The organism is Paeniglutamicibacter antarcticus (genome assembly GCF_039544305.1).
GTDB lineage: Bacteria > Actinomycetota > Actinomycetes > Actinomycetales > Micrococcaceae > Paeniglutamicibacter > Paeniglutamicibacter antarcticus_C.
Map to the genome: position 1 here is coordinate 1 of NZ_BAABLK010000015.1, position 22,956 is coordinate 22,956.

Below are 22,956 nucleotides of genomic sequence, written 5' to 3' on the forward strand. Positions count from 1 at the left end.
GCGGCCGGGTGTTCAAGGTGCCGACCCATCTGATTGGTGAACACCAGGTGGCCACCACCGAAACGGGTTTTACTTTGTTTAGCACCCTCGACGGAGAGGAAAGTCTCTACTTCCCTCTGCCGGTGCGTGTTGCCTCCAGCAAACGGGTGATGCCGCTGTGGCAGGTCCATGGGGCCCGTATCCGCGAACCGAGACCGTCGTGGATTTTGCGGCGGATCGACTACGACAAACAGCATTACCAGTTGGAAACTACCGGCTGACCGGTCTGAATCCCTGAGTGCACACGGTGTCAGCGATGTCATGAGTGTTGGTGTAAACGATGTGCTGACATCGTGTGTAAAGGAAGTGTCGAGTGCGTGTGTAAACGATGTGGTGAGTGCGACTGTAAACAAAGAAACGAGTGTTCACATACGGCTTCATGGTACGGCCAGTCCGGGTAGGTGGTACCGATTGTTCCGGGAAGGCGGTATCGGTCAGGAACTACGCCAACAATTCCCGACCGATATCCGAGCATAACTACCGCCAGCAGGTCCGTGGATCTCCTGCCCAGACGCTGCGGCTATTCCCAGTGGTCCTTGGCGGCACGCGCCTCCTGAGCATGTAGCCGGCGCATGTCCAACGTTCCCAAGTTGATCGTTCGGGCCCTGTTGGCCAACCGGTTCACGATCGAATCGGCTGCGACCTTCTCCGGCAGGCTCTCCACCCAATAACTTGGACCGGATTGGCTGGCGATCAGCGTAGGCAGTCGTTGATCCCTGGTGACCAGAATCGTGAACAGATCATTGGCTGCAGTCTCGTCGATACCGATGGTCAAAAAGTCATCGACGATGAGCAAATCGACGTTGCAGAGCCTGTTGAGTAGGGCTTGGTAAGCAATATTATCGCCACGGGCAACAACCAGTTCACGGGCCATCTCATCGAGACGGGTGTAGTGCACCGAATGTTCCGCGTGGCAGGCAGCGATGCCGATCGCGCAAGCAATATAGGTTTTCCCGCCTCCGGTGGGAGAAATCAGCAACAGGTTCGTGGGATCGGCACCCCAGTCATGCGCCGCATATCTTTGCATCCTTACGGAGCTCACCCCACGCTCTGGCAGGTAACGGATCTCTTCGATCGAAGCCTGCGGGATAGGGAAACGCGCCCTGGAAATGAGCTTTTCAATACGGTTCGATCGCCGTAATTCCAAGGCTTCATCAACGGCAGTGAGGAACAGTTCCTCCGGGGTCTTGCGGTCATTGCCATCATCTTTGAACAGCTCCTCGAGCTGCAAAGCTACCTGGGTAATGCGCAGGGCCCGAAACTTGTCGTAGTCAACACTGGTGAACATCAGCAGCTACCGGCCTTCCTGGTAATAATCGGCGCCACGCACGAACACCTCAGCGCGTTCACCGGACTCGGTGGTTATCGGTGCCTTCTTCGTGTTCGGGGGCACCGGCAGAGGCGGCCGAACTTGTTTGCTGTCACTGTTCATCGAGGCCATCAACCGTTTCAAGGTGGTGTAGGTGGGGTACCCGTGCTGATTCAGGACCTGCTGGCACGTCGCTTCCAACCGTTGCCGATTACTCTTACCCAAACCACTAAGGATGTTCTGGCAATCCAGAAAGGCTTGCGCCTCAATTTTCGGTCGCTCAAGAATCATCGTGATCACCGAGACCGTCGCGGGACCGAAAGGCCTTGCACGGTCCAGGAACCACTTCCTGGACCACAACCCCTCGATATCTTGGTGCTGCTTGGGAACGTGTTCGGCCAGCGTCGAATACTGGCCCTTGCGCCCGTGCCGGCGCGGATGCTCACACGCCACCGATTCACCATCAAAGACGGTGACTTTCAAACCGGTCAGGCGGACCTTCAAGATCCGGCCCGTGAGCTTATAAGGCACCGAATAATGCTGATAGTCGGCGGTGACGTGGTAATTTTTTCCGACTTTGACCTGCTTCCATTCCACGGATTCGAAGCGTTCCTGAGGCAAGGGCTGAAGCAGGTGGGCTTCCTCCGTGGTGAACTGCTCGTTCCTGGTTGAGCCATCCACGCGCTTGATCTGCTCATTGATCTCCGCGACCCGCTCATCGATGGCGGTATTCAACTCCACCAACGACACCCAGAATTCTTCGCTCAGATACCCGATGACCCGCTTATTGACTACGTTGACCGCGGACTCGGCAGCGGCCTTGTGCCTCGGTCGATTCGGGCGGGCCGGAACAATCGCCGTGCCGTAGTGATCAGCCAACTGCTGGTAGCGGGCATTGACGATTCGGGTGCTGTCATTCTTGGAGTGCCGGTTAGTGGCCGTGGGAGCGTTGTCGGGCACCACGATCTGGCTGACACCGCCATAGAATTCGAAGGCCTTCACGTGGGCACTATTCCACGCATCCTGCTTCATGTCGGTAAAGGCCTGGCAAAAGACCATGCCCGAGTACGGCAGGACCGCAACGAACAGGTACGCCTTGGTCAGTTCCCCGGTGAGTGCATCTTGCAGCGCGAGAGTATCGCCGGCCCAATCCACCAACATCGCCCGACCTGGTTCATGGTGCAGCGTTGCCACTACTTCGTTGACTGCCGCGTAGTTGTTGAATAGTTGGCAGAACTGGATATATCCGTATTTTTTGCCCTGCACGGCCGGAGTGCTAAATAGCGTCTGAAGGTACCGCTGTTCTGACGAATTGGTACGGGCCCATCTGTGTAGTTGGTACTGAGATTCTGGGCAGACGGTACTGCGTTCTGTCGTTGTCATATTGGCCAGGAACCCTCNGGCGCTCTCGACTACCTGGGAGTTGGTGATCCATCGGCTGTGCCAGATCAAGGTGTCTTCTTCGTAGTAACCGCCCCAGACGAAAGGCCGACCGTGAGGCGTGATCGCGAATCGTCCTCCTCCGCCGATCAAGGCGGAGAAGACTGCGTCCGAATCCCAGCGCGGGGCACACATCCAGGCGATGTCACCGCGCGGGCCAACCAGTGATCCCCGCTCCCCATCGGCGATGAGCGCGTAGTCACGCAGGACGTGCAACGGGAATTCCTCGGGTTCTGCGGGTACCGCGGCGGTGGTTGCCATCCCGGATCCTTCTCCCTCTTGTGTACTGGGGTGTGTTCTCCTACTTATCCATCGTCGGGCTCGGATTGCAATAGCCCGGCGCCGGACGCCCCGATCCCCCGCAGTCTCCGGCGGTTCCGTGCAATGCGTCAAGCGAGGAACAGGGTCCTTACCGGGCATCCCAATTGCTTGCGGTTTTGAACCGGCCCGCGCATGCTGGGACGTACAGCCATGGGTCATTGAACTGGACAGAGGAGGAGCCATGCGAGCAGGAAGCATCGTCACCGATACGGCCGCCGAAGCGGTCTATGGCATAGACCGACTGGTCCGGAATGTACGAACAGGCCGGTTTGAACGAAGCCTGGCGGCACTGATGGCCGTTGGCGCGATCGTCACAGCCGTGGAGATCTACTTCGAGCATGACAAGGCCAGCTTCGGCAACAAATGGATGTGGGTGCCCGTCGTGCTGGGGCCGGTAGGGGCCGTGTCCGGTATCGCGGGCGCCTTTAGCCACCGGGCTGCCAAGACGCTGTTGCCGATCGCCTCGGCAACGATCGTGGCAAACGGTCTCCAGGGCGTGTGGCTCCACGGCCGGGGCATCAAGCAAAAACCCGGCGGCTGGAGAAACTTTCGCTACAACATGGAAATGGGACCTCCCCTCATGGCGCCACTGCTGGTGACGCTGGTCGGGGGCATGGGGCTGCTCGCTTCGATCCTGCGGCGGGAAAAATGAAGCAGCTTCCGCTCGAGCCGCGCCGCGGCGGCGGTCGTTTCCCCGACTTCGATGTCATGGCACATGCAGGGAACTGGGATGCCGCCACGCGGGCAGTGGTCACCGACCGTCTGGACGCTCCTGCCGAAGCCCGGTTTTTCACCGAGACCGAGATGGCCACCGCGACGGCCATGTTCGATCAGTTGCTCTACCAGCGCCAGGAGCCGCGGGTCCCGGTGGCCGGCAGGGTGGACAAGCGACTGGCGGACGGGCAGACCGATGGTTGGCATTATGAGACGATGCCCATCGACGCAGTGACGTGGCGCGATTCCCTGGCAGGTCTGGATTCCGATGCCCAGGACCAATGCGGGACGCCGTTCGCGGCCTGTTCCTGGGAGGACCAGGCCCTGATCCTGCAAGCGATCCAGGATCTTGGCGCAAAACCATGGCACGGCTTCGTCGCGGAGCATGTCTGGGGCCTGTGGACGCGGTACGCATGCACCGCTTTCTACGCCCATCCCGCCGCGTGGAACGAAATCGGCTTCGACGGCCCGGCCTACCCCCGTGGCTATAAGAACCTTGGCGTCGACCGACTCGAGGGGTTCGAAGTGCGCGATGCCCGGCCCTCGGACGACCCGCTGGCCGACGGACGATGATCATGGAGAACCTGCGGGTCCGCTACCCGAACACTTGGCACCTTCAACGAACGGCACACACTAGCCCACGGCCCGTTTGCCCGGGAGAACTCAGGAGGCGCGGATGAGCACGATCAAGGATCGCAACGCCTCCGCCTGGCTGCTGGCCAAGGACGGCTCGAGAATACAGCCCGAACTACTGGAAAACATGCGCCGGTTCGATGACAACGACGAGGTCGACCTGCTCATCATCGGATGCGGCGCGGGTGGATCGACCCTGCTGCAACGCGTGGCACGAACCGGTGCCAGCGTACTCGCCCTTGACGCAGGACCGTTCTGGAATCCTGAAACCGACTGGGTCAGCGACGAGGGCGGATCGCACGGACTGTACTGGACCGAACCGCGGGAAATTGGAGGCGAGAATCCGGTGCCGCTGGGTTCGAACAACTCCGGCCGCGGCGTGGGCGGGTCGATGATCCACTACGCCGGCTACGCTCCGCGCTTCCACCCCAGTGATTTCCACACGCTGTCCAACGACGGCGTCGGGGCCGACTGGCCGCTGGAGTACACAGACCTGAAGCACTACTACGAACACATCGAGGCGGAGTTGCCGGTCGCCGGCCAACACTGGCCCTGGGGCGATCCGCACGACTACCCGCACGGGCCCCACCCGGTTTCCGGTAATGGCGAGCTCTTCCTGCGCGGAGCCGAAAAATGCGGGATCACCGCCAAGGTCGGCCCTGTCGCGATCAGCAACGGCAGGTTCGGCAACCGGCCACACTGCATCTACCGCGGCTTCTGCATCCAGGGCTGCAAGGTCAACGCGAAAGCCTCTCCACTGATCACGCACGTTCCCGACGCGCTTGCCCACGGCGCCGAAGTGCGTCCCGATTCGATGGTGACACGCATCGAAATCGACCGACGCACCGGCAGAGCCACCGGCGTGCACTATGTACGCGACGGGGTCCAGCGCTTCCAGCGCGCCCGCATGGTCGCCGTAGCCGGATACTCAATCGAAACGCCCCGGTTGCTGCTGAACTCGACTTCCGATCGGTTCCCGGACGGTCTGTGCAACAACTTCGACCTGGTGGGCCGTTATTTGATGGTCCAGGGTGCACCGCAAACCGCGGGACGGTTCGACGCCGAAGTGCGCATGTTCAAGGCCCCGCCGCCGGAGGTCAGCACCGAGGACTTCTACGAAACCGACCCGACCAAAAACTACAAGCGCGGCTTTTCTATCCAGACCGTGTCCCCGTTGCCGATCACCTGGGCCGAACACGTCATGGCACAGGGCTACTGGGGAGCGGAACTGCGCAACTATATGAGTGATTACGTGCACTGGGCCTGCCTGGGTGCACTGTGCGAGTTCCTGCCACAGGCCCGCAACAGGGTCACCTTGGCCGGTGAAAAGGACCAGCACGGCATGCCGATCGCGCGGTTCGACTATTCGCAATGCGAGAACGACAAATCCCTGTTGAATGCCGCTACGAAGGTCATGGAGGACATCCTGAAGGCTGCCGGCGCCGAGGAGGTCATCACCATCACGCGCAATGCCCACTTGGTCGGCGGTGCCCGGATGGGCGCAACAGAAAGCGACGGTGTCGTGGACGCGGACTGCCGAACGTTCGCGGTGCCCAACCTCTACATCGTCGATGGCAGCGTCCTGCCGACCCAGGGCAGCGCAAACCCGGCTCTGACCATCATGGCCGTCGCGGCGCGCGCCGCCGATAGGCTCAAGACAACCATGCACGCCAACCATTAGGAGGAATCTTACATGTCAAGAACTGTCAGCGATTTCGTGATCCAGCGGGTCCGGGACTGGGGCATCAGTCGCGTATTCGGATTTCCCGGCGACGGGATCGGGGCGTTCGACGGCGCCTTGGGCAAAGCCGAGCGCGAGGGTGATGGGCTGGAGTACATCCGGCCCACGCACGAGGAAATCTGCTCGCTGATGGCCACGGCACACGCGAAGTTCACCGGCGAGGTGGGCGTGTGCGTGGCGACCTCGTCCCCCGGTGCCTTCCACATGCTCAATGGGCTCTACGACGCGAAGATGGATAACCAGCCGGTGGTCGCGATCATTGGCCAGCAGGGCCTGAATTCGCTGGGCACCTTCACCCAGCAGGAAAGCAACCTGGAGCGGACGCTGTCCGACGTGGCCGTCTACGTCCAGACCGTTGTCTCCCCCGAACAAGCCCAAGCCGTGGTGGACACCGCCTTCCGCACCGCGCGCGTCCGGCTGGGCCCCGCCGTCATTATCCTGCCCCATGATGTGCAGGAGATGAAGATGCCCGAGCTCACCCCCGAAAACTGGGTGTCGCGTTCCAGCCCCGTCGCCCCCTCCACCGCCATCGTGCCGCCACAGGCCGAAATCCTCAAGGCCGCGGAGATCATCAACGCCGGGTCGAAGGTGACCTTCCTGGTCGGACACGGTGCCGACGGGGCCACCGACGAGGTCCTGAAAGCTGCCGAGCTCGCCGGTGCCGGCATCATCACCGCGCTGCGGGCCAAGCAAGTGATCCCCTCAGACGTTCCCCACCACTCCCAGCAGCTCGGGTTGCTGGGGTCGCGGCCGAGCATGAACCAGATGAGCGACTGCGACACGCTGGTACTGTTGGGCACCAATTTCCCCTATGGTCAGTTCCTGCCCAAGTCCGGGCAGGTCCGCGCCATCCAGGTCGATCTCAAACCCGAGCAAATGGGCCTGCGCTACCCCACCGAGCTGAACATCTGGGGCGATGTGAAGCAGACCCTCGCGGCCCTGATTCCGCACCTGACGGCAAAGACCGACATGTCGTGGCAGGACGGCGTCGTTGAGGGGATGAAGGAATGGGAGTCGGAGATGGAGGCCGAAGCCATGATCTCCTACGACGACGGAGTGAACCCGCGCCGGATCTACCACGAGCTGAACAAGCGCCTTCCCCCGCGTGCCATCGTCACCGCAGACGCCGGTTCCACTGCGGACTGGTACGGCCACCACATCCGGCTGCGTGAGGGCATGCTGGGCGACCTCTCGGGACGCCTTGCCACCATGCTGGCGGCCATGCCCTATGCCACGGCGGCGAAGTTCGCGCATCCCGAACGTTCTGTCATCTGCACGATCGGGGACGGTGCGTTCCAGATGCTGGGCATGAACGAGTTGATCACCATCAAGAAGTACATGCGCCAGTGGGAAAACCCGCAGCTGATCATCATGGTGCTGCACAACGACGACCTCACCCAGGTCTCCTGGGAAATGCGCACCGAAGACGCCAACCCGGTGTGGGCCACGTCGCAGGACGTTGAATCGGTCGACTACGCCGGTTACGCCGAGCTGCTGGGATTCAAGGGTATCCGGGTCCGGAACGACGACCAGGCAGCCGCCGCCTGGGATGATGCCTTCGCCCACCGGGGCGTCACCCTCATCGATGCCTACACCAGCAAGAACGTTCCGCCGCTGCCGCCCAAGATCGCGTTCGAGTTCGCCAAGAACACCGCCACGGCGCTGCTCAAGGGGGACCCCGATGCGACCGACGTCGTGCGAGACACCGCGAAGGCACTGGTCACCGAGGGGGTTGAACGGGTTAAGGGAAAGCTGAAAATCGGGCAGGACGAAGACACGAAATAAACGGCCGGGCACCGGCATTTTGGAGATGGGACGATGACGCAGACAGGCAGGACACGGGATCCGCTGGTCGATGAAATCGAGGCCAGGGTCTACACGATTCCCACCGATGCCCCCGAAGCGGACGGCACCCTGTCTTGGGACTCCACCACCATGGTACTGGTGCGCGTGCGTTCGAGGTTGGTGTGGGGCATCGGGTGGACTTATGGAGCCGCTCAATGCGGCGCCGTCATCACCGATACCTTGGCCCCGCTCGTGCAGGGGCGCAGCGTTATGGACATTGGCGCCCGGTTCGTGGACATGGTCACCGCGGTGCGCAACAACGGCCGGCAAGGTGCCATCGGATATGCCATCTCTGCGGTGGACACCGCCCTCTGGGACCTGAAGGCCCGTCTGCTGGAGTTGCCCCTGCACCGGCTGCTCGGGGCAACCCGGCAGACGGTGCCGGTGTACGGCAGTGGCGGATTCACCACGTACTCCGAGCATCAACTGGCCCGCCAGCTCGATGCCTGGGTGCAAGGACAGGGCATTCCTCGCGTCAAGATCAAGATCGGTGAATCATGGGGGACAAATGCTGATCGCGACTTGGACAGACTGCGGCAAGCGCGGGCCGTGATCGGCGACGATGTCGAGCTTTTCGCCGATGCAAACGGCGGGTATTCGCGCAAACAGGCCATCCGTGTGGCCCATACTGCCGAGGAGCACGACCTGCGGTGGCTAGAGGAGCCGGTGGCCTCCGACGACTTGGCCGGTCTTCACGAGGTACGCGATGCAGTCAAGGCGGACGTCGCAGCCGGTGAGTATGGGTTCGACCTCACCTATTTCCGTCGCATGTGCCAGAGCGGTGCCGTCGACTGCCTCCAGGTCGATGCCACCCGTTGCGGCGGATTCACCGAATGGCTGCGGGCCGCCGCCGTCGCGGATGCACATGGATTGGAGGTTTCGGGACATTGCGCTCCGCACCTGCATGCCCATGTCGCTGCGGCCACCCCGAACCTGCGCCACCTGGAATGGTTCCACGACCACGTCCGAATCGAGAACATGTTTTTCGACGGGACCCTGGACCCGTCCGATGGCATGCTGCGTCCGAACGCGGGATCTTCAGGCCATGGCATGGAATTACGCGAGTCGGACGCCGCCCGGTTCCGTGTCGCCTGAAGCAGAACCAAAACGCACGTACGCCTGCCGCCCCAGGCAAACGACATCACTCGATGGACCGGTGATACTCCGCCCCATGGACCGCCCAGGGGGTGCCCTGCTGTAGAGAGACGATGCACAGCGACCGGTTACAGGGAAGAAGGCCTCTTGGATGCGCCTCGCGTCTATCGGTCAGCGATCTCGACGGCATGGGAATCACCTTGATATCTGACCTCGCCAGCCAGACCTTCCATCCCCATGACCTCGACATGATCCCCTGGTCAGTCCGATTACCCGACGGATCCTCCTGGCCCATCACCAGGCACTCGCTGACCGGCCAGCACTGAAAATTGCCATCGCCAGCATCACGGCGCCATCAGGGTCCGCCTCTTTGTCATCGATGCCAACCCGGCCGACCCATAATCCGCCGACACCTGAACACAACGAAAGCAACTAGATATGAGGCCGAGTTGCATCGGCTTCCACGACCCTTGCTCAGCCGATTTTGGCTTAGCAGTGACAACGGGTCTTGTTGTCGCTGCCACGCCTTCGCTGACGCCCTTGGCCCGGAGATCAAGCACAAGCTCGCTCTCACCTACCGGCCGTAGACCACCGGCAAGGTCCGACGGTTCAACCGCACGATGTTCGAGGAATGCGCGTCCGCGAAACCATAGCGATCAGAAGCCCTACGAGTTTCTGCCTTCCCGGCTTGGAAAGGCTATGGCAACCAGCATCGAGGGCCCAGCCCATTCACGCGCGCGGCACCGCGTGGCCGTGTTCCCAACCTCCATGGTTATTGCAGCTAGCACGGCAGACACCCGAAAGTTGTTGCAACCTACTACTGGCAGCTCCAGCCACCGTCGATGGTGTAGGAGGCGCCGGTAACCATGCCGGCCTCAGGGGAGGCAAGCCAAGCCGCCAGCGAACCGATTTCCTCTGGTTCGGTCAGTCGTTTGATCACGCTGTTGGTGAGCATGATCTTGGAGAGGACTTCGTCCTTGGAGATTCCGTGTTGCTTTGCCTGGTCGGCCAGCTGATTTTCCACCAATGCAGTCCGGACGTAAGCGGGGTTGATGCAGTTGCTCGTCACCCCGTGCTCACCGCCCTCCAGCGCCGTGACCTTCGAGAGTCCCTCGATCCCGTGCTTGGCAGCCACATAGGCGCTTTTGTAGGCCGAGGCGCGCAACCCATGGATAGAGGAGAGGTTGATGATCCGGCCGAATCCGCGCTCATACATCCCCGGAAGTACGGCCCGGATAAGCAGGAAAGGGGCTTCGAGCATCAATCGGTGGATGAGACGCCAGTCATCGGGTTTGAAGTCCTGTAGGGGGTTGATGCGTTGGATGCCCGCATTGTTGACGAGGATATCGGCATCGAGACTCAGCGACTCCAAGGCAGCGGTGTCGGTGAGATCGACTTGCCAGGCCTCTCCGCCGATTTCGTGGGCAATCTTTTGGGCTGCCTCCTTGTCGAGATCGGCGATGGTCACTTTCGCCCCGCGTTCTGCAAAGGCCCGTGCGCAGGCTGCTCCGATCCCGGCCGCCCCTCCGGTGACGATTGCCTTGCGGCCTTCCAGGTTTCCGCTCATGGTTCTTCCTCGACTTTCATTGGTTGTGGTTCTGGGGGAACGGCGACGGCACCGGTCCACCGGTGTTCCGAAGCCGTGCACGGGATTTTTCACCCCGGTGCTGGAGCCTCAGGGACCAGCACAGTCCGGATCATCCAAGATGCACGTGCTATCCATGGCTACCTTTGGCCCGGGGTTGCAGGGGGCACATCGTTGTCAGCGGCATCGTCCTCGTCCACGTCGGCAAGGTTGTCGCTGGGCCGGCTAAATTCCTTGCGGAACTTGATTTCGAGTTCCTCGAGGCTGTGGCCCTTGGTCTCGGGGATCTTCTTGAGGGTGAAGACCAAGGCGAACACGTTCAAGACTGCGAAAAGGCCAAAGGTCCAGCTGGAACCCACCGCCTCGGTCAGGATCGGGAACAGTTGGGACACGAGGAAGTTCGCTGTCCATAGGACGAACACCGCAATCCCCATCGCAAATCCACGGATCTTCATGGGCAGGATCTCCGAGAGCAGCACCCAGGTGACCGTCGAGATGAAGCACTGCTCGAAGAACACAAAGACAACCATGAAGAACAGGATCAGGTATCCGCGCGTTGTCGAGTCCGGCAGTGCGAAGCTCAGGGCCAGCAGGGCCATCGAGGCGATCACGCCGATTTGGCCGATGGCCAGCATACGGCGCCTGGCCACCTTGCCAATGAGCGTCATGCCGACCAGGACGGCGATGACGCCCATCGCACCGACGGCGATGGTTGCTGTCAGTGCGGCATCGCCCGAGAACCCGGTCTGCTGCAGGGTCGTGGGAGCGTAGTAGACGATGGTGTTGATCCCGGTCACCTGTTGGACCACGGCGATGCCGATGGCCAGCAGCACCACGTGGCGCACCCATCGAAGGCGAAGATAGGAAAAGGAACTTCGACCCTCGTGGGTTTCGGTTCCGCGAGCGGCCTGGCGCATGACCTTCACGACGGGTTTGACGTCGCTTTCGATACGGATTTCCCGAAGGGAGGTGGCTGCTTCCTCGTATCGGCCGCGTGAGGCGTACCAACGAGGCGATTCCGGCACGAAGAACATCCCGATCAGCAGCACGATCGCCGGCACCACCGCGATGCCGAGCATGATCCGCCACACACCCTCGCCGCCGACGGTGCGGGAGATGATCGCGTTGAGGACATCGGCGATCAGCTGCCCGCCAACGACCATCAACTCGTTGCGGTTCACCAGGATGCCGCGGCGCCTGGAACCGGCAATTTCGCTGATGTACATCGGTACCACGGCGGACACCGCTCCGACGGCCAAGCCCAGGACGACGCGGGAAGTGATCAACAGGCCATATGTCGGTGCCACCGCTGAGGAGAGGGTCGCGACGATGAACACGACGGCCGCGAGCCTCAGGGTTGTCCTGCGACCGTAACGGTCCGCGAAGCGACCACCGAAGGTGGCACCAAACGCCGCTCCGATCAACAGGCAACTGACCACGAAGCCTTCGGCAACGGCGCTGAGCTGCAAGTCGTCCCGGATGTAGATCAGGGCCCCGGAGATCACACCGGTGTCGTACCCGAAGAGCAGGCCACCGAAGGTGGCCAGTGTCGCGGCGGTCTTTTGGCGCCGGACAACACGATCGCGTTCACTGGCCGATCCGGCATCCTTTGCCGCGTTGGAGGAACTCATGTGATGCCTACCAATCGTGGGGGCGGAATCGACCGTCGCTACCCACGATGTTCACGCGCCCGCTACCGGCGAATCCCGGGGGCGGCTCCTGGCGTACCCCCGAAACGATGGACATATCTGCTGCAGTCTGGTCAACCGTTTGGTGGAAGCAACACTACTGCACCCCTTGGCCCTTGACACGGGGTTGTGCCGAACTATTTTATGCTCCCTGGGCTGCACTACCCCTCCGCCCGGCTGCCTGGACCCGATGCCAAGATTCGCGCCAGGGAACCAGCCACTTGACGCGGGTGAGCGGAGTAGCATATTCACAGGGGCCGCGCGCTCAGCACGCGGCAATACCATTCATCGACTGGAAGTAAACCGTGCCGTCGAATCCGAACGATGTTGAGCCGACCAAGCACACCGTATCGCTGCCCTTGGTCAAGACTCCATCCAAACGCGGGAAAAGGCTCGCGCTGCTGGCTCTGGCCATGGGCGGTTTCGGCATCGGCACCACGGAATTCGCATCGATGGGCTTGTTGCCCTACATCGCCGACGGATTTGAAGTCACGATCCCCCAGGCAGGCCAAGGCATCTCAACCTACGCATTGGGAGTCGTTGTCGGTGCCCCGCTGATCACCGGCCTGGCCGCCAAGGTCGAACGCAAGCTGCTGCTGGTGGTCCTTCTTTCGGTCTTCGTTCTCGGCAATCTCTTCACAGCGATCGCACCGACGCAGCCCCTTTTCCTCGTGGCGCGGTTCTTCACCGGTCTGCCACACGGCGCCTACTTCGGAGTGGCCGTTGTGGTGGCTGCCTCACTGGTGAAAAAATCCCGGCGGGCCCGTGCGATCGCCCGTGTGATGCTGGGCCTTGCGGTCGCCAACATCGTGGGTGTCCCCTTGGTTACGTTGCTGGGACACACCGCGGGATGGCGCGGCGCATACGGGCTCACCGGCGCGATCGGGGTCCTCGCCCTGCTGGCGGTCGTGGCCTGGGTACCGCAAACGCATCGCGATCTCGGCGCATCCTTCAAGCGCGAGCTCAGTGCGCTGAAGCGGCCGCAGGTCCTTCTGGCGGTGGCCATCGGAGCGATCGGATTCGGCGGGATCTTCGCGGTGTACACCTACGTCTCCCCGATCTTCACCGACGTGGCTGGGGTCCCGCTGAACACGATTCCGTGGGTGCTGGCGGCCTACGGATTCGGGATGACCGCCGGCACGGTGCTGGCCGGACCGATCGTGGACCGCACCGTGATGGGTTCGATCATTTACGGAACGCTGGGCCTTGGGGTTGTCTTGGCCGTTTTCGCCATCGTTGCCAGCAACGCCACGGCAGCCCTCGTCGTGCTCGTCCTGATCGGGGCGGTTGGCGCGCTGATCAACACCGGCCTTCAAGTGCGGCTCATGAATGTCTCCAAGGGTGCCCCGTCACTGGCTGCATCCATGAACCACAGCGCCTTCAACCTCGCCAACGCAAACGGCGCCTTCCTCGGTGGGGTGATCATCACCGCCGGATACGGGCTGCTGGCTCCTGCATGGGTGGGCGTGGCCCTAGCCGTCATCGGCGTTGCCATTGCCGTGTTTGCCTTGGCACTGGAGCGGCACGCCACCAAGGCCACGACCACGATGGCCTAGAGCGGCATCGGCGCGCACCCCACGGCCCCGGCGCCCATTGAAGCGCACGGCAGGAACCCGATGGCAGCAGAGCCATCGGCTGCGGCCCAGTGTCTCGATCCAGCCCGATGAACGGACGGGGGAACCACGCTCGTAGGTCCGCACGATGCCGATGTCCTTGATCTGCCCGACGGGGTCCCGAAGCGGGTTGGGTGTTAGCATCAAGGACCTCCAGGATGGCAAGCTTTGCTACTTCGATCGATGCGCGGTCATCGACGCACCGGTGCTTGTGCGTCGCATTGGTTGCCAAGGCCCGCCGGCCCGCTAACGGGCTCACGCGCCCGGCTTCTTCCATCACCACCCCGCCAATGGAGGTACCTGAAACGGACGACCACCACACCAGCAGCGGCATCCAAGCCTTTTCCGACGAGAAGCCGTTTGGTGTCTTGGTTCCCGGGTACCTGCCAATGGTTTCGTCCTCGGGGGTCCGAAACGTCCTCGGTGCATCGGTCGTGCTCGAGGACCTCGGAGTTGACGACGCCGCCGTGGCCCGAGACATTTCACTGTCACACGCGGCAGTCGGGAAACTGATCATCGAGAATCTCGGCCGTGGCTTTGCCCCCGTCGCTCGTCGATTCGAGGAAGTATCCCCAGGCGACCCAGTAGGCCCCGGGATCGGGATCGTTGCAGTGCACCACCTCGTGCGGCGTGGAGAGGACGGCGTCCGCGGTGCGGGTGTTTCCACCGGGCGGGATCTGGAGGTCCGCCTCGACGATGTATGAGGCCCGATGGGGATGTGGCTGTTTGCAGCGACTAAGCCGGCCTGCTTGGTCGCGGACTCTTTGGCGGTGGCCGGGAAGCCTGAAGCATTGGGCGTCGTTTTCAAACACGCGCGGACCGGTTCGGCCAGCGCTCTGGCTGCTGTTCAACAAGTCGCATCGATCGTTGATGTACGTGGACCACGTCGATAGACTGATGGTTCCGATCGAAAGTGAGGAATCATGAAAGCGATTCAATATCGCAGTGTCGGCGGGCGTCCCGAGGTTGTGGAGATCGATGATCCCCAAGTCGGCCCCGGCCAAGTACTGCTCAAGGTCACTGCCTCGGGCATGTGCCACTCGGATGAATTTGTCATGGGGTTGAAAAAGGAACAGCTGACCTTCCCGCTGCCCCTCACCCTGGGCCACGAGGGAGCAGGCACCGTGGAAGCGCTGGGCGACGGAGTGGAAGGTATCTCCATCGGCGATTCGGTGGCCGTCTATGGCCCATGGGGTTGCGGTCGATGCATCAAATGTGCCCAGGGCAAGGAAAACTACTGCACGCGGGCCAAGGACGAGGGGATCCGCCCTCCCGGCCTCGGGGCTCCGGGCGCAATGGCTGAATACATGATTGTCAACGACCCGCGGCACCTGGTGCCGCTGGGCGATCTCGACCCGGTGAAGAACGTGTCGCTCACCGATGCGGGGTTGACTCCATACGCTGCGATCAAGGCTTCACTGCCCAAGCTCGGTGCCGGGAGCACGGCTGTTGTCATCGGTGCCGGCGGACTGGGGCATGTTGGGATCCAGATCCTGCGCGCGCTTTCCGCTGCCTACGTCATCGCCCTGGATGTCAACGACGAGAAGCTGGATCTGGCCAGGAAAGTCGGGGCGCACCAAGCCCTGCTCTCCGACAAAAATGCCGCTGCCAGCATCAAGGAGATCACCAACGGGCTCGGCGCGGACGCAGTCTTCGACTTCGTCGGTGCACAGCCAACCGTCGAGCTGGCTGGATCCATCGCGGCAATCGAAGGCGATGTGACCATCGTTGGCATTGGCGGCGGAGCCCTCGCGGTGGGATACGGAATCATGGCGAACGACGTCACGGTTCGGTCACCTTACTGGGGTTCGCGTTCGGAGCTCCTCGAGGTACTGGAACTTGCCCGCGGCGGTGCCATCAACGTCGAGGTAGAAACCTACAGCCTCGATGAGGGGCCCAAGGCCTACGAACGCTTGCACGCAGGGAAGATCAGCGGGCGCGGGGTCATCGTCCCCCACTCCTAAGTGACGCCCGGGCGTCTCCGGAATCCTGTGATCCCGGCGGGAAACCTTGTCGGGTTTCCCGCCTGAGACATGTACCGCGCGGCTGGTCAGCAATGAAGCGGCAGCACCATCCGCGACCCCCGGGCAATAACGGTGTTGGGTAGGTGCCCCGTCCTCGAACGCCACATTCCGGCGGAGCTGGCCGGCCGGCTTCGCCAGAGCCGGCGTGAGTCCTCACGCCTACTCAGCCCGTCAGTCTCCACTGGATTCACCGATAGCGGTGGTTGGGCCTTGGTGCCTGGCCTGCTCATACACATCTGGCCGGTGGACCACAACCTGTGGCCGGCTTGAAGTGAAGTAGTCCCGGAACCATGAGACGACGGCACCGATTTTTTGCTGCCAGCCCGAGAGCAGCATGACGTGGACGCCCAGCCACGCCAGGAACGCCAAGGGGCCCTGTAACTGGTATCTACGGGTAGAGAGTTCGGCAACGGACTTTCCGCGGCCGATCATAGCCATGTACCCCATGTCAACGAACCCAAAGTCGGTACGGGTCCCTCCGGAAAGTTCGGCCTGGATGTTCTTTGCCGCCCAGTTCCCGGACTGCTTGGCTACCGAGCCCAGCTGTGGCAGCGCCCTGCCCTTGGCATCAACGATATTGGCGGTGTCCCCAAGGACGTAGACCCCGGGGAAGCCCGGTACCGTCAAATCCGGATTCACGTCCACCCGCCCGCCGCGACCGGTGGTAAACCCGGCGGGTCCCAGCAGGTGCGAAGCTTTCAGCCCGCCGGCCCAGATGACGATTCCGGCAGGAATCCTTGTATCGTCCGCCAGCTTGATACCCGTCTTGGAAACGGAAGACACGGCGCTGCCCAGATGCACCTTGACACCGAGCTTCTCCAGTTGTGTGCGGGTGTATTTCTGCGACGCCTTGGAAAACGGCGGCAGCACGGTATCCACCATGTCGACAAGATGGACTTCGCACGAATCGGCGGCGAACTGCTCCGAGTGGTACTTGGCGACCACGTCCCTGATGTTCTCCGCGATGGCTCCGGCGGTCTCGACGCCATTGGGACCGGCACCGACGACTGCAACGGCCAGCTTCGCTTGTTCGTTTGACGCATCGCGTGTGGCCGAAGCCCGTTCCAGTGCCCCGAGGAGCGCGGAGGACAGCCTGGTTGCGTCATCAATCGAGTACAACGGGTAGGCGTGTTCCTCGGCGCCGGGGGTGTTGAAGAAGTTGGGTTCGGCCCCTGAAGCGACCACCAGGATACGTCCCCGGTAATGGATCCCGTCAGAGGTTGTGACGGTCTTCTTGGATGCGTCGATGGATTCGACCCGCGCTGCCCTGATGCTCACGTGTTCCCGCTCGCGGCGGAGGATCGATCGCAAGGGACGGGCCACCGTGGAGACGGCAATCTGGGATGTGGCCACCTGATACAAGAGCGGCTGGAACTGGTGGTAGCTGTTCTGATCGAGCAGGAGCACATCAACGCCCGCCTTCCCGAGGCTTTTGGCCGCAGCCACACCGGCGAAACCGGCCCCGACAATCACCACATCGTGTTCCTTGACCCTTCGCACATCGGCGGATTTCTGGTCTTCTTCAGAGCTTTTTCCCATGGTATTTGTCCCTCTCCCACATGCAGGTCCGTGCCAAGAATGCTACGGGGTCCATAGTAGGTGGTGTTCAGCGGGCATGCATAGGGGCATGGGTGGGTATTGCCCGCGTAATTCGCCGAGTCGGCCCCCGTGCCGAATGGAACACCCAGTCCGACGAAATGACCACGGCACCGGCAACCGTATGCTGGCTCCGTGATCGCCGAGCTGAAGCAGATCTTCTGGCGGAACGGCGCACGGAGGTCCGAAACCAACAACGCGGTCGTAGCATTGCGGTCTCGCACCATCCATCCCTCGCCGACGCCGGGGGCCCCGGCGGGTGCAACGGATCCGGTTGCCTGGAGTTTCTCTCATGAACCAACGCGACCCCTTGACATGTCCGGAGATCACGGTCACACTGGATCATATACGATTTCATACACAACAGGAGGAATCCGTGGGCAACGACGCATCAACCATCGCATTGGTCCAGGTCGACCAGTCAACATTCGACAAGGCCGGCAAGGTTCTTGCTGTACACCTCTCATACTCCTCGCGGGCCGCACAGCGCGGCCGCACCCCCGCATTCCCTTCCTACTTCATGAAGGCCTCCTCCTCGCTGGCAGTCTCCGGTTCGCCCGTCGAGCGCCCCGCCGGCACCGAGCTGTTGGCCTTCGAAGGCGAGATCGCCCTGGTCATCGGCGCAGATGCCCGCCGGGTCTCGGTCGAAGACGCCTGGGCCTACGTCGGCTCCGTCACCGCCTCCAACGACCTGGGCGTGTACGACATGAAGTACGCAGACAAGGGCAGCAACATCCGCTCCAAGTCCGGTGACGGCTACACCCCGATGGGCCCGGCACTGCTGCCGGCGGCTTCGGTGGACCCCGCAGCGCTGCGCATCCGCACCTGGGTCAACGGAGAGTTGGCCCAGGACGCCAGCACCGCCGAACTGATCTTCTCCTTCGCGCAGATCGTCGCAGACCTCTCCCAGCAGATGACGTTGAAGGCAGGGGACGTGATCCTCACCGGCACCCCCGCCGGTTCCTCGGTCATCGTCCCGGGCGATCTCGTTGAGGTCCAGGTCGACGACGAAGCCGCGGGCCTGTCCACCGGACGCCTGGGCACCACCGTGGTTGAGGGAACCGAGTCCTTCGCAGCCTTCGGCAACCAGCCCAAGATCGCCGACGCGGATCGCATCGACGCCTTCGGCACCGCCGCCAAGGCCGGTGTCGAGACCGCGATCACCGGCAAGGAAGCACTCACCGATGATGTCAAGGCCAAGCTGATGTCGGTGGCCACCGCCACCATCTCCGGTGCGTTGCGCAAGCGCGGACTGAACAACGTCTCGGTCGACGGCCTGCAGGCCACCAAGGGAATGACCAAGGTGATTGGCACCGCCCGCACGCTGCGCTACGTCCCGAACCGCGAGGACCTCTTCAAATCCCACGGCGGCGGCTACAACGCCCAGAAGCGCGTGATGGATTCCATCGTCCCGGGCGAGATCCTGGTCATGGAAGCCCGCGGCGAAAAGGGCTCGGGCACCCTGGGCGACATCCTGGCCATGCGCACCCAGGTGCGCGGTGCAGCGGCCATCATCACCGACGGCGGGGTCCGCGACCTCGACGCCGTCGCGGCACTGGACATCCCCACCTTCCACAACGGCGCGCACCCGGCGGTCCTGGGGCGCAAGCACGTGCCGTGGGACTACGACGTGGCGGTTGGCTGCGGCGGCACCACCGTGGTGCCCGGTGACATCGTCATCGCCGACGCCGACGGCATCCTGGTCATCCCGCCGCACCTGGCAGCGGAAATCGCCGACGAGGTCGTGGAATCCGAACGCCAAGACACCTTCGTGTTCTGCAACATCAAGAACGGCAACAAGATCGAGGGGCTGTTCCCGATGAACGCGGACTGGAAGGCCAAGTACAACCAGTGGGTCGCCGACGGCGAACCGGAAATCTAGGCACCCCTTGGCCCCCAGCAAATCAGAGGCAGCCTACACGCTGCTGCATGAGCGGATCACCGACGGAACATTCAGCTCCGGCTACCGGCTGGTGCTTGGCACCATCGCCGCGGAGCTCGGGTGCTCGGTGGTCCCGGTGCGCGAGGCCATCCGCAGGCTGGAGGCCGAGGGCCTTGTCACCTTCGAACGCAACGTCGGTGCCACGGTGGCGGCCTCCGACACCACCTTGTACCTGCACACCATGCAGACACTGGCGATCATCGAGGGTGCCGCGACCGCACTGAGCGCCCCGTTCATCAACTCCGACCAGCTCACCGCGGCCCGGTCAATCAACCGGATCATGTCCGATCTGCTAGTCGACTTCGATGCCTCGCGCTTCACCGAACTGAACAACGAGTTCCATGCAGTGCTCTACCAAAATTGCCCCAACCCGCACATCCTGGAGCTCGTACATCGCGGCTGGAACCGGATGGCCGTGATGCGTTCATCCTCCTTCACCCACATCCCGGGCCGCGCACGGGAATCGGTGGCCGAGCACGCCCGGCTGCTGGATCTAATCGAGGCCAAGTCCCCCGCCGCGACGATAGAGCAGGCAGCCAGGGCCCACCGCACCAACACGCTGAACGCCTACCTCGCGGCTGCCAATCTCCCGGCCTCCCCGCTGTAGCCACCTAGCTGCACCTAGACTTCTCACAAACAGTTTTTTCCATCCCCACAAGGAGCCAGTAAATGAGCAAGCACTTCGTTCCAGAGAACCTGCCCACCAGCATCCAGCACTACATCGGCGGAAAGTTCGTCGATTCCATCGGCGGGGAAACCTTCGATGTCCTGGACCCGGTGACCAACACGACCTACACCACCGCCGCCGCGGGCCAGAAGGCAGACATCGACGCCGCCGTCGCCGCTGCCACCGAGGCCTTCAACAACGGCCCCTGGCCCACGATGAGCCCGCGTGCCCGAGCCAAGGTGCTCTACAAGATCGCCGACGCCGTCGTGGCCCAGGAAGACCGACTGGCCGAGATGGAAACCTTCGACACCGGCCTGCCGATCACCCAGGCCCGCGGCCAGGCACAGCGCGCCGCGGAGAACTTCCGCTTCTTCGCCGACTTGATCGTCGCCCAGCACGACAATGCCTTCCAGGTCCCCGGCTCGCAGCTGAACTACGTCAACCGCAAGCCGATCGGCGTTGCCGGGTTGATCACCCCCTGGAACACCCCGTTCATGCTCGAGTCCTGGAAGCTTGCCCCCTCGATCGCCTCGGGTTGCACCGTGGTGCTCAAGCCGGCCGAGTTCACCCCGCTCTCGGCCTCCCTGTGGGCCAGCATCTTCAAGGAAGCCGGCCTGCCCGACGGGGTCTTCAACCTGGTTAACGGCATCGGCGAGGAAGCCGGCGACGCGCTGGTCAAGCACCCCGATGTCCCGCTGATCTCCTTCACCGGCGAATCCTCCACCGGCCAGCTGATCTTCCGCAACTGCGCGGAGCACCTCAAGGGCATGTCCATGGAACTCGGCGGCAAGTCCCCGGCGATCGTCTTCGCCGACGCCGACTTCGATGCAGCCATCGATTCCACCCTCTTCGGTGTCTTCTCGCTCAACGGCGAGCGTTGCACCGCCGGCTCGCGCATCCTTGTCGAACGCCCGATCTACGAGAAGTTCGTTACGGCCTATGCGGCGCGTGCGAAGAACATCAAGGTCGGGGACCCGCACGATCCGGCCACCGAGGTCGGCGCACTGGTCCACCCCGAGCACTACGACAAGGTCATGAGCTACGTGGAAATCGGCAAGTCCGAGGCCCGCCTCGTTGCCGGTGGCGGACGCCCGGAGAACCTGCCAGATGGCCAGGAAAACGGTTCCTACGTCTCCCCGACCGTGTTCGTGGATGTCGCCCCGGAAGCACGCATCTTCCAGGAAGAGATCTTCGGCCCCGTCGTGGCGATCACCCCATTCGACACCGACGCCGAGGCGCTCGAGCTGGCCAACAACACCCGGTACGGGCTGGCGGCCTACGTGTGGACCAACGATTTGAAGCGCGCGCACAACTTCGCCCAGGACGTCGAAGCCGGCATGGTCTGGCTCAACAGCCACAACGTTCGCGACCTGCGCTCCCCCTTTGGCGGCGTGAAGGCCTCGGGCCTTGGCCACGAGGGTGGCTACCGCTCGATCGACTTCTACACCGACCAGCAGGCAGTGCACATCACCCTTGGTGAAGTCCACACCCCCAAGTTCGGCGCCTAGTCTTCCCCCTCCCCTTTTCCAGATTTTTCGCGAAGGAGCGAATCATGTCGAATCCAAACACCAATCCCATCCCCACACCCTCGGTCAACGCACCGGACATCCTGCGTTGCGCCTACGCCGAGCTGGTCGTCACCGACCTGGCCGCCTCGCGCAAGTTCTACGTCGACGTCCTGGGACTTCACGTCACGCAGGAAGATGAGACGCAGATCTACCTGCGCTCCTTCGAGGAGTTCATCCACCACAACCTGGTTCTGACCAAGGGTCCGGTCGCCGCGTTGAAGGCCATGGCCTTCCGTGTGCGGTCCAACGACGACGTGGATGCCGCCGAGGCCTACTACAAGGAACTTGGCTGCCGCACCGAACGCCGCACCGAAGGTTTCGTCAAGGGCATCGGCGACTCGGTACGCGTCGAGGATCCGTTGGGCTTCCCCTACGAGTTCTTCTTCGAGACCACCCACGTCGAGCGCCTTCACCAGCGCTACGACATCTATTCGGCCGGAGAACTGGTCCGTCTTGACCACTTCAACCAGGTCACCCCGGATGTCCCGCGCGGTCGCGCCTACCTTGAGGACCTGGGCTTCGTCGTCACCGAGGACATCCAAGACGACAAGGGCGTCACCTACGCTGCTTGGATGCAACGCAAGGGTACCGTCCACGATACCGCCCTGACCGGCGGCAACGGCCCGCGCCTGCACCACGTCGCCTTCTCCACCCACGAGAAACACAACATCATCCAGATCTGCGACAAGATGGGCGCACTGCGCATGTCCGACCGCATCGAGCGCGGCCCCGGACGCCACGGCGTCTCCAACGCGTTCTACCTCTACATCCTGGATCCAGATGACCACCGCATCGAGATCTACACCCAGGACTACTACACCGGGGATCCGGACAACCCGGTCATCACCTGGGACGTGCACGACAACCAGCGCCGCGACTGGTGGGGCAACCCGGTTGTTCCGTCCTGGTACACCGAGGCCTCGCTGGTACTGGACCTTGACGGCAACCCTCAGGAAGTCATCGAGCGCACCGATTCCTCGGAGATGGCAGTGACCGTGGGAGCCGACGGCTTCTCCTACACGCGCCCGGACGCCGGGGGCGAGGACGCCAAGGGCTTCAAGCTGGGCCACCAGCTCTAGGACGTTCCAGCCCTCACCGGCTCCAGGGGCAGGTGCCCAGCCGATCATCAGTCACTG

General features: G+C 62.6%; 17 protein-coding genes and 2 pseudogenes. 14 read left to right on the top strand and 5 right to left on the bottom strand.

Features of this window, described 5'->3' with window-relative positions; all coding sequences use genetic code 11:
* Positions 1-260, top strand: a pseudogene (locus ABEA12_RS03795) (IS481-like element ISAar22 family transposase); the annotation flags it as partial.
* Between the two features lie 299 nt (positions 261-559).
* On the opposite strand, the gene ABEA12_RS03800 reads toward ABEA12_RS03795, so the two are convergent.
* Both ABEA12_RS03800 and istA read right to left on the bottom strand, forming a co-directional pair.
* Positions 560-1,327: an ATP-binding protein gene (locus ABEA12_RS03800; RefSeq protein WP_210100613.1), complete on the bottom strand. Its 768-nt coding sequence runs from the start codon at positions 1,325-1,327 to the stop codon at positions 560-562.
* A gap of 6 nt (positions 1,328-1,333) precedes the next feature.
* Complete coding sequence (gene istA / locus ABEA12_RS03805) at positions 1,334-3,307, bottom strand: IS21 family transposase (protein WP_425571727.1); 1,974 nt, start codon at positions 3,305-3,307, stop codon at positions 1,334-1,336.
* On the opposite strand from istA, the gene ABEA12_RS03810 reads away from it, so the two are divergent.
* The 6 genes and pseudogenes from ABEA12_RS03810 to ABEA12_RS18600 form a co-directional block, all read left to right on the top strand.
* Positions 3,291-3,761: a hypothetical protein gene (locus tag ABEA12_RS03810; RefSeq protein ID WP_210100477.1), complete on the top strand. Its 471-nt coding sequence runs from the start codon at positions 3,291-3,293 to the stop codon at positions 3,759-3,761. The two genes, istA and ABEA12_RS03810, sit on opposite strands and share 17 nt — an antisense overlap.
* Positions 3,758-4,396, top strand: a complete 639-nt coding sequence (locus tag ABEA12_RS03815; protein ID WP_210100476.1) for a gluconate 2-dehydrogenase subunit 3 family protein — start codon at positions 3,758-3,760, stop codon at positions 4,394-4,396. The genes ABEA12_RS03810 and ABEA12_RS03815 overlap by 4 nt, the downstream gene beginning before the upstream one ends.
* Positions 4,397-4,499: 103 nt before the next feature.
* A complete protein-coding gene (locus ABEA12_RS03820) occupies positions 4,500-6,137 on the top strand; it encodes a GMC family oxidoreductase (RefSeq protein ID WP_210100475.1) in 1,638 nt (545 codons plus the stop codon).
* Positions 6,138-6,149: 12 nt separating this feature from the next.
* Positions 6,150-7,982: a thiamine pyrophosphate-requiring protein gene (locus tag ABEA12_RS03825; RefSeq protein WP_210100474.1), complete on the top strand. Its 1,833-nt coding sequence runs from the start codon at positions 6,150-6,152 to the stop codon at positions 7,980-7,982.
* A 33-nt stretch (positions 7,983-8,015) separates the two neighbouring features.
* Positions 8,016-9,137 carry an enolase C-terminal domain-like protein gene (locus ABEA12_RS03830; RefSeq protein WP_210100473.1) on the top strand — a complete coding sequence of 374 codons (1,122 nt, stop codon included), beginning with the start codon at positions 8,016-8,018 and terminating at the stop codon, positions 9,135-9,137.
* Between the two features lie 494 nt (positions 9,138-9,631).
* Positions 9,632-9,922: pseudogene (locus ABEA12_RS18600) on the top strand (IS481 family transposase); the annotation flags it as partial.
* Between the two features lie 32 nt (positions 9,923-9,954).
* Here ABEA12_RS18600 and ABEA12_RS03840 read toward each other — a convergent pair.
* Both ABEA12_RS03840 and ABEA12_RS03845 read right to left on the bottom strand, forming a co-directional pair.
* A complete protein-coding gene (locus ABEA12_RS03840) occupies positions 9,955-10,704 on the bottom strand; it encodes a 3-hydroxybutyrate dehydrogenase (protein WP_210100472.1) in 750 nt (249 codons plus the stop codon).
* Positions 10,705-10,862: 158 nt separating this feature from the next.
* Positions 10,863-12,353 carry a sugar porter family MFS transporter gene (locus ABEA12_RS03845; RefSeq protein ID WP_210100471.1) on the bottom strand — a complete coding sequence of 497 codons (1,491 nt, stop codon included), beginning with the start codon at positions 12,351-12,353 and terminating at the stop codon, positions 10,863-10,865.
* A 362-nt stretch (positions 12,354-12,715) separates the two neighbouring features.
* On the opposite strand from ABEA12_RS03845, the gene ABEA12_RS03850 reads away from it, so the two are divergent.
* From ABEA12_RS03850 to ABEA12_RS03860, 3 genes are all read left to right on the top strand, one after another.
* On the top strand, positions 12,716-13,966 hold the full coding sequence (locus tag ABEA12_RS03850) for an MFS transporter (protein ID WP_345466500.1): 1,251 nt from the start codon (positions 12,716-12,718) through the stop codon (positions 13,964-13,966).
* 215 nt (positions 13,967-14,181) lie between these two features.
* Positions 14,182-14,727, top strand: coding sequence for a hypothetical protein (locus tag ABEA12_RS03855; RefSeq protein WP_210100470.1), 546 nt, complete (start codon positions 14,182-14,184; stop codon positions 14,725-14,727).
* Positions 14,728-14,946: 219 nt separating this feature from the next.
* Positions 14,947-15,987, top strand: a complete 1,041-nt coding sequence (locus ABEA12_RS03860) for an NAD(P)-dependent alcohol dehydrogenase (protein WP_210100469.1) — start codon at positions 14,947-14,949, stop codon at positions 15,985-15,987.
* A gap of 231 nt (positions 15,988-16,218) precedes the next feature.
* Here the strand turns inward: ABEA12_RS03860 and ABEA12_RS03865 are convergent, their stop codons facing one another.
* Positions 16,219-17,586, bottom strand: a complete 1,368-nt coding sequence (locus tag ABEA12_RS03865; RefSeq protein WP_210100468.1) for an NAD(P)/FAD-dependent oxidoreductase — start codon at positions 17,584-17,586, stop codon at positions 16,219-16,221.
* A gap of 433 nt (positions 17,587-18,019) precedes the next feature.
* Here ABEA12_RS03865 and ABEA12_RS03870 point away from each other — a divergent pair, with 433 nt between their 5' ends.
* The 4 genes from ABEA12_RS03870 to hpaD all read left to right on the top strand — a co-directional run bounded on the left by ABEA12_RS03870 (position 18,020) and on the right by hpaD (position 22,899).
* Complete coding sequence (locus ABEA12_RS03870) at positions 18,020-19,525, top strand: fumarylacetoacetate hydrolase family protein (protein WP_210100467.1); 1,506 nt, start codon at positions 18,020-18,022, stop codon at positions 19,523-19,525.
* A gap of 7 nt (positions 19,526-19,532) precedes the next feature.
* On the top strand, positions 19,533-20,192 hold the full coding sequence (locus tag ABEA12_RS03875) for a GntR family transcriptional regulator (RefSeq protein ID WP_210100466.1): 660 nt from the start codon (positions 19,533-19,535) through the stop codon (positions 20,190-20,192).
* 62 nt (positions 20,193-20,254) lie between these two features.
* Complete coding sequence (gene hpaE, locus ABEA12_RS03880) at positions 20,255-21,760, top strand: 5-carboxymethyl-2-hydroxymuconate semialdehyde dehydrogenase (RefSeq protein WP_210100465.1); 1,506 nt, start codon at positions 20,255-20,257, stop codon at positions 21,758-21,760.
* Between the two features lie 44 nt (positions 21,761-21,804).
* Positions 21,805-22,899 (top strand): 3,4-dihydroxyphenylacetate 2,3-dioxygenase, encoded by a 1,095-nt coding sequence (gene hpaD / locus ABEA12_RS03885; RefSeq protein WP_210100464.1) that lies wholly within the window; start codon positions 21,805-21,807, stop codon positions 22,897-22,899.
* Positions 22,900-22,956 lie beyond the last annotated feature (57 nt).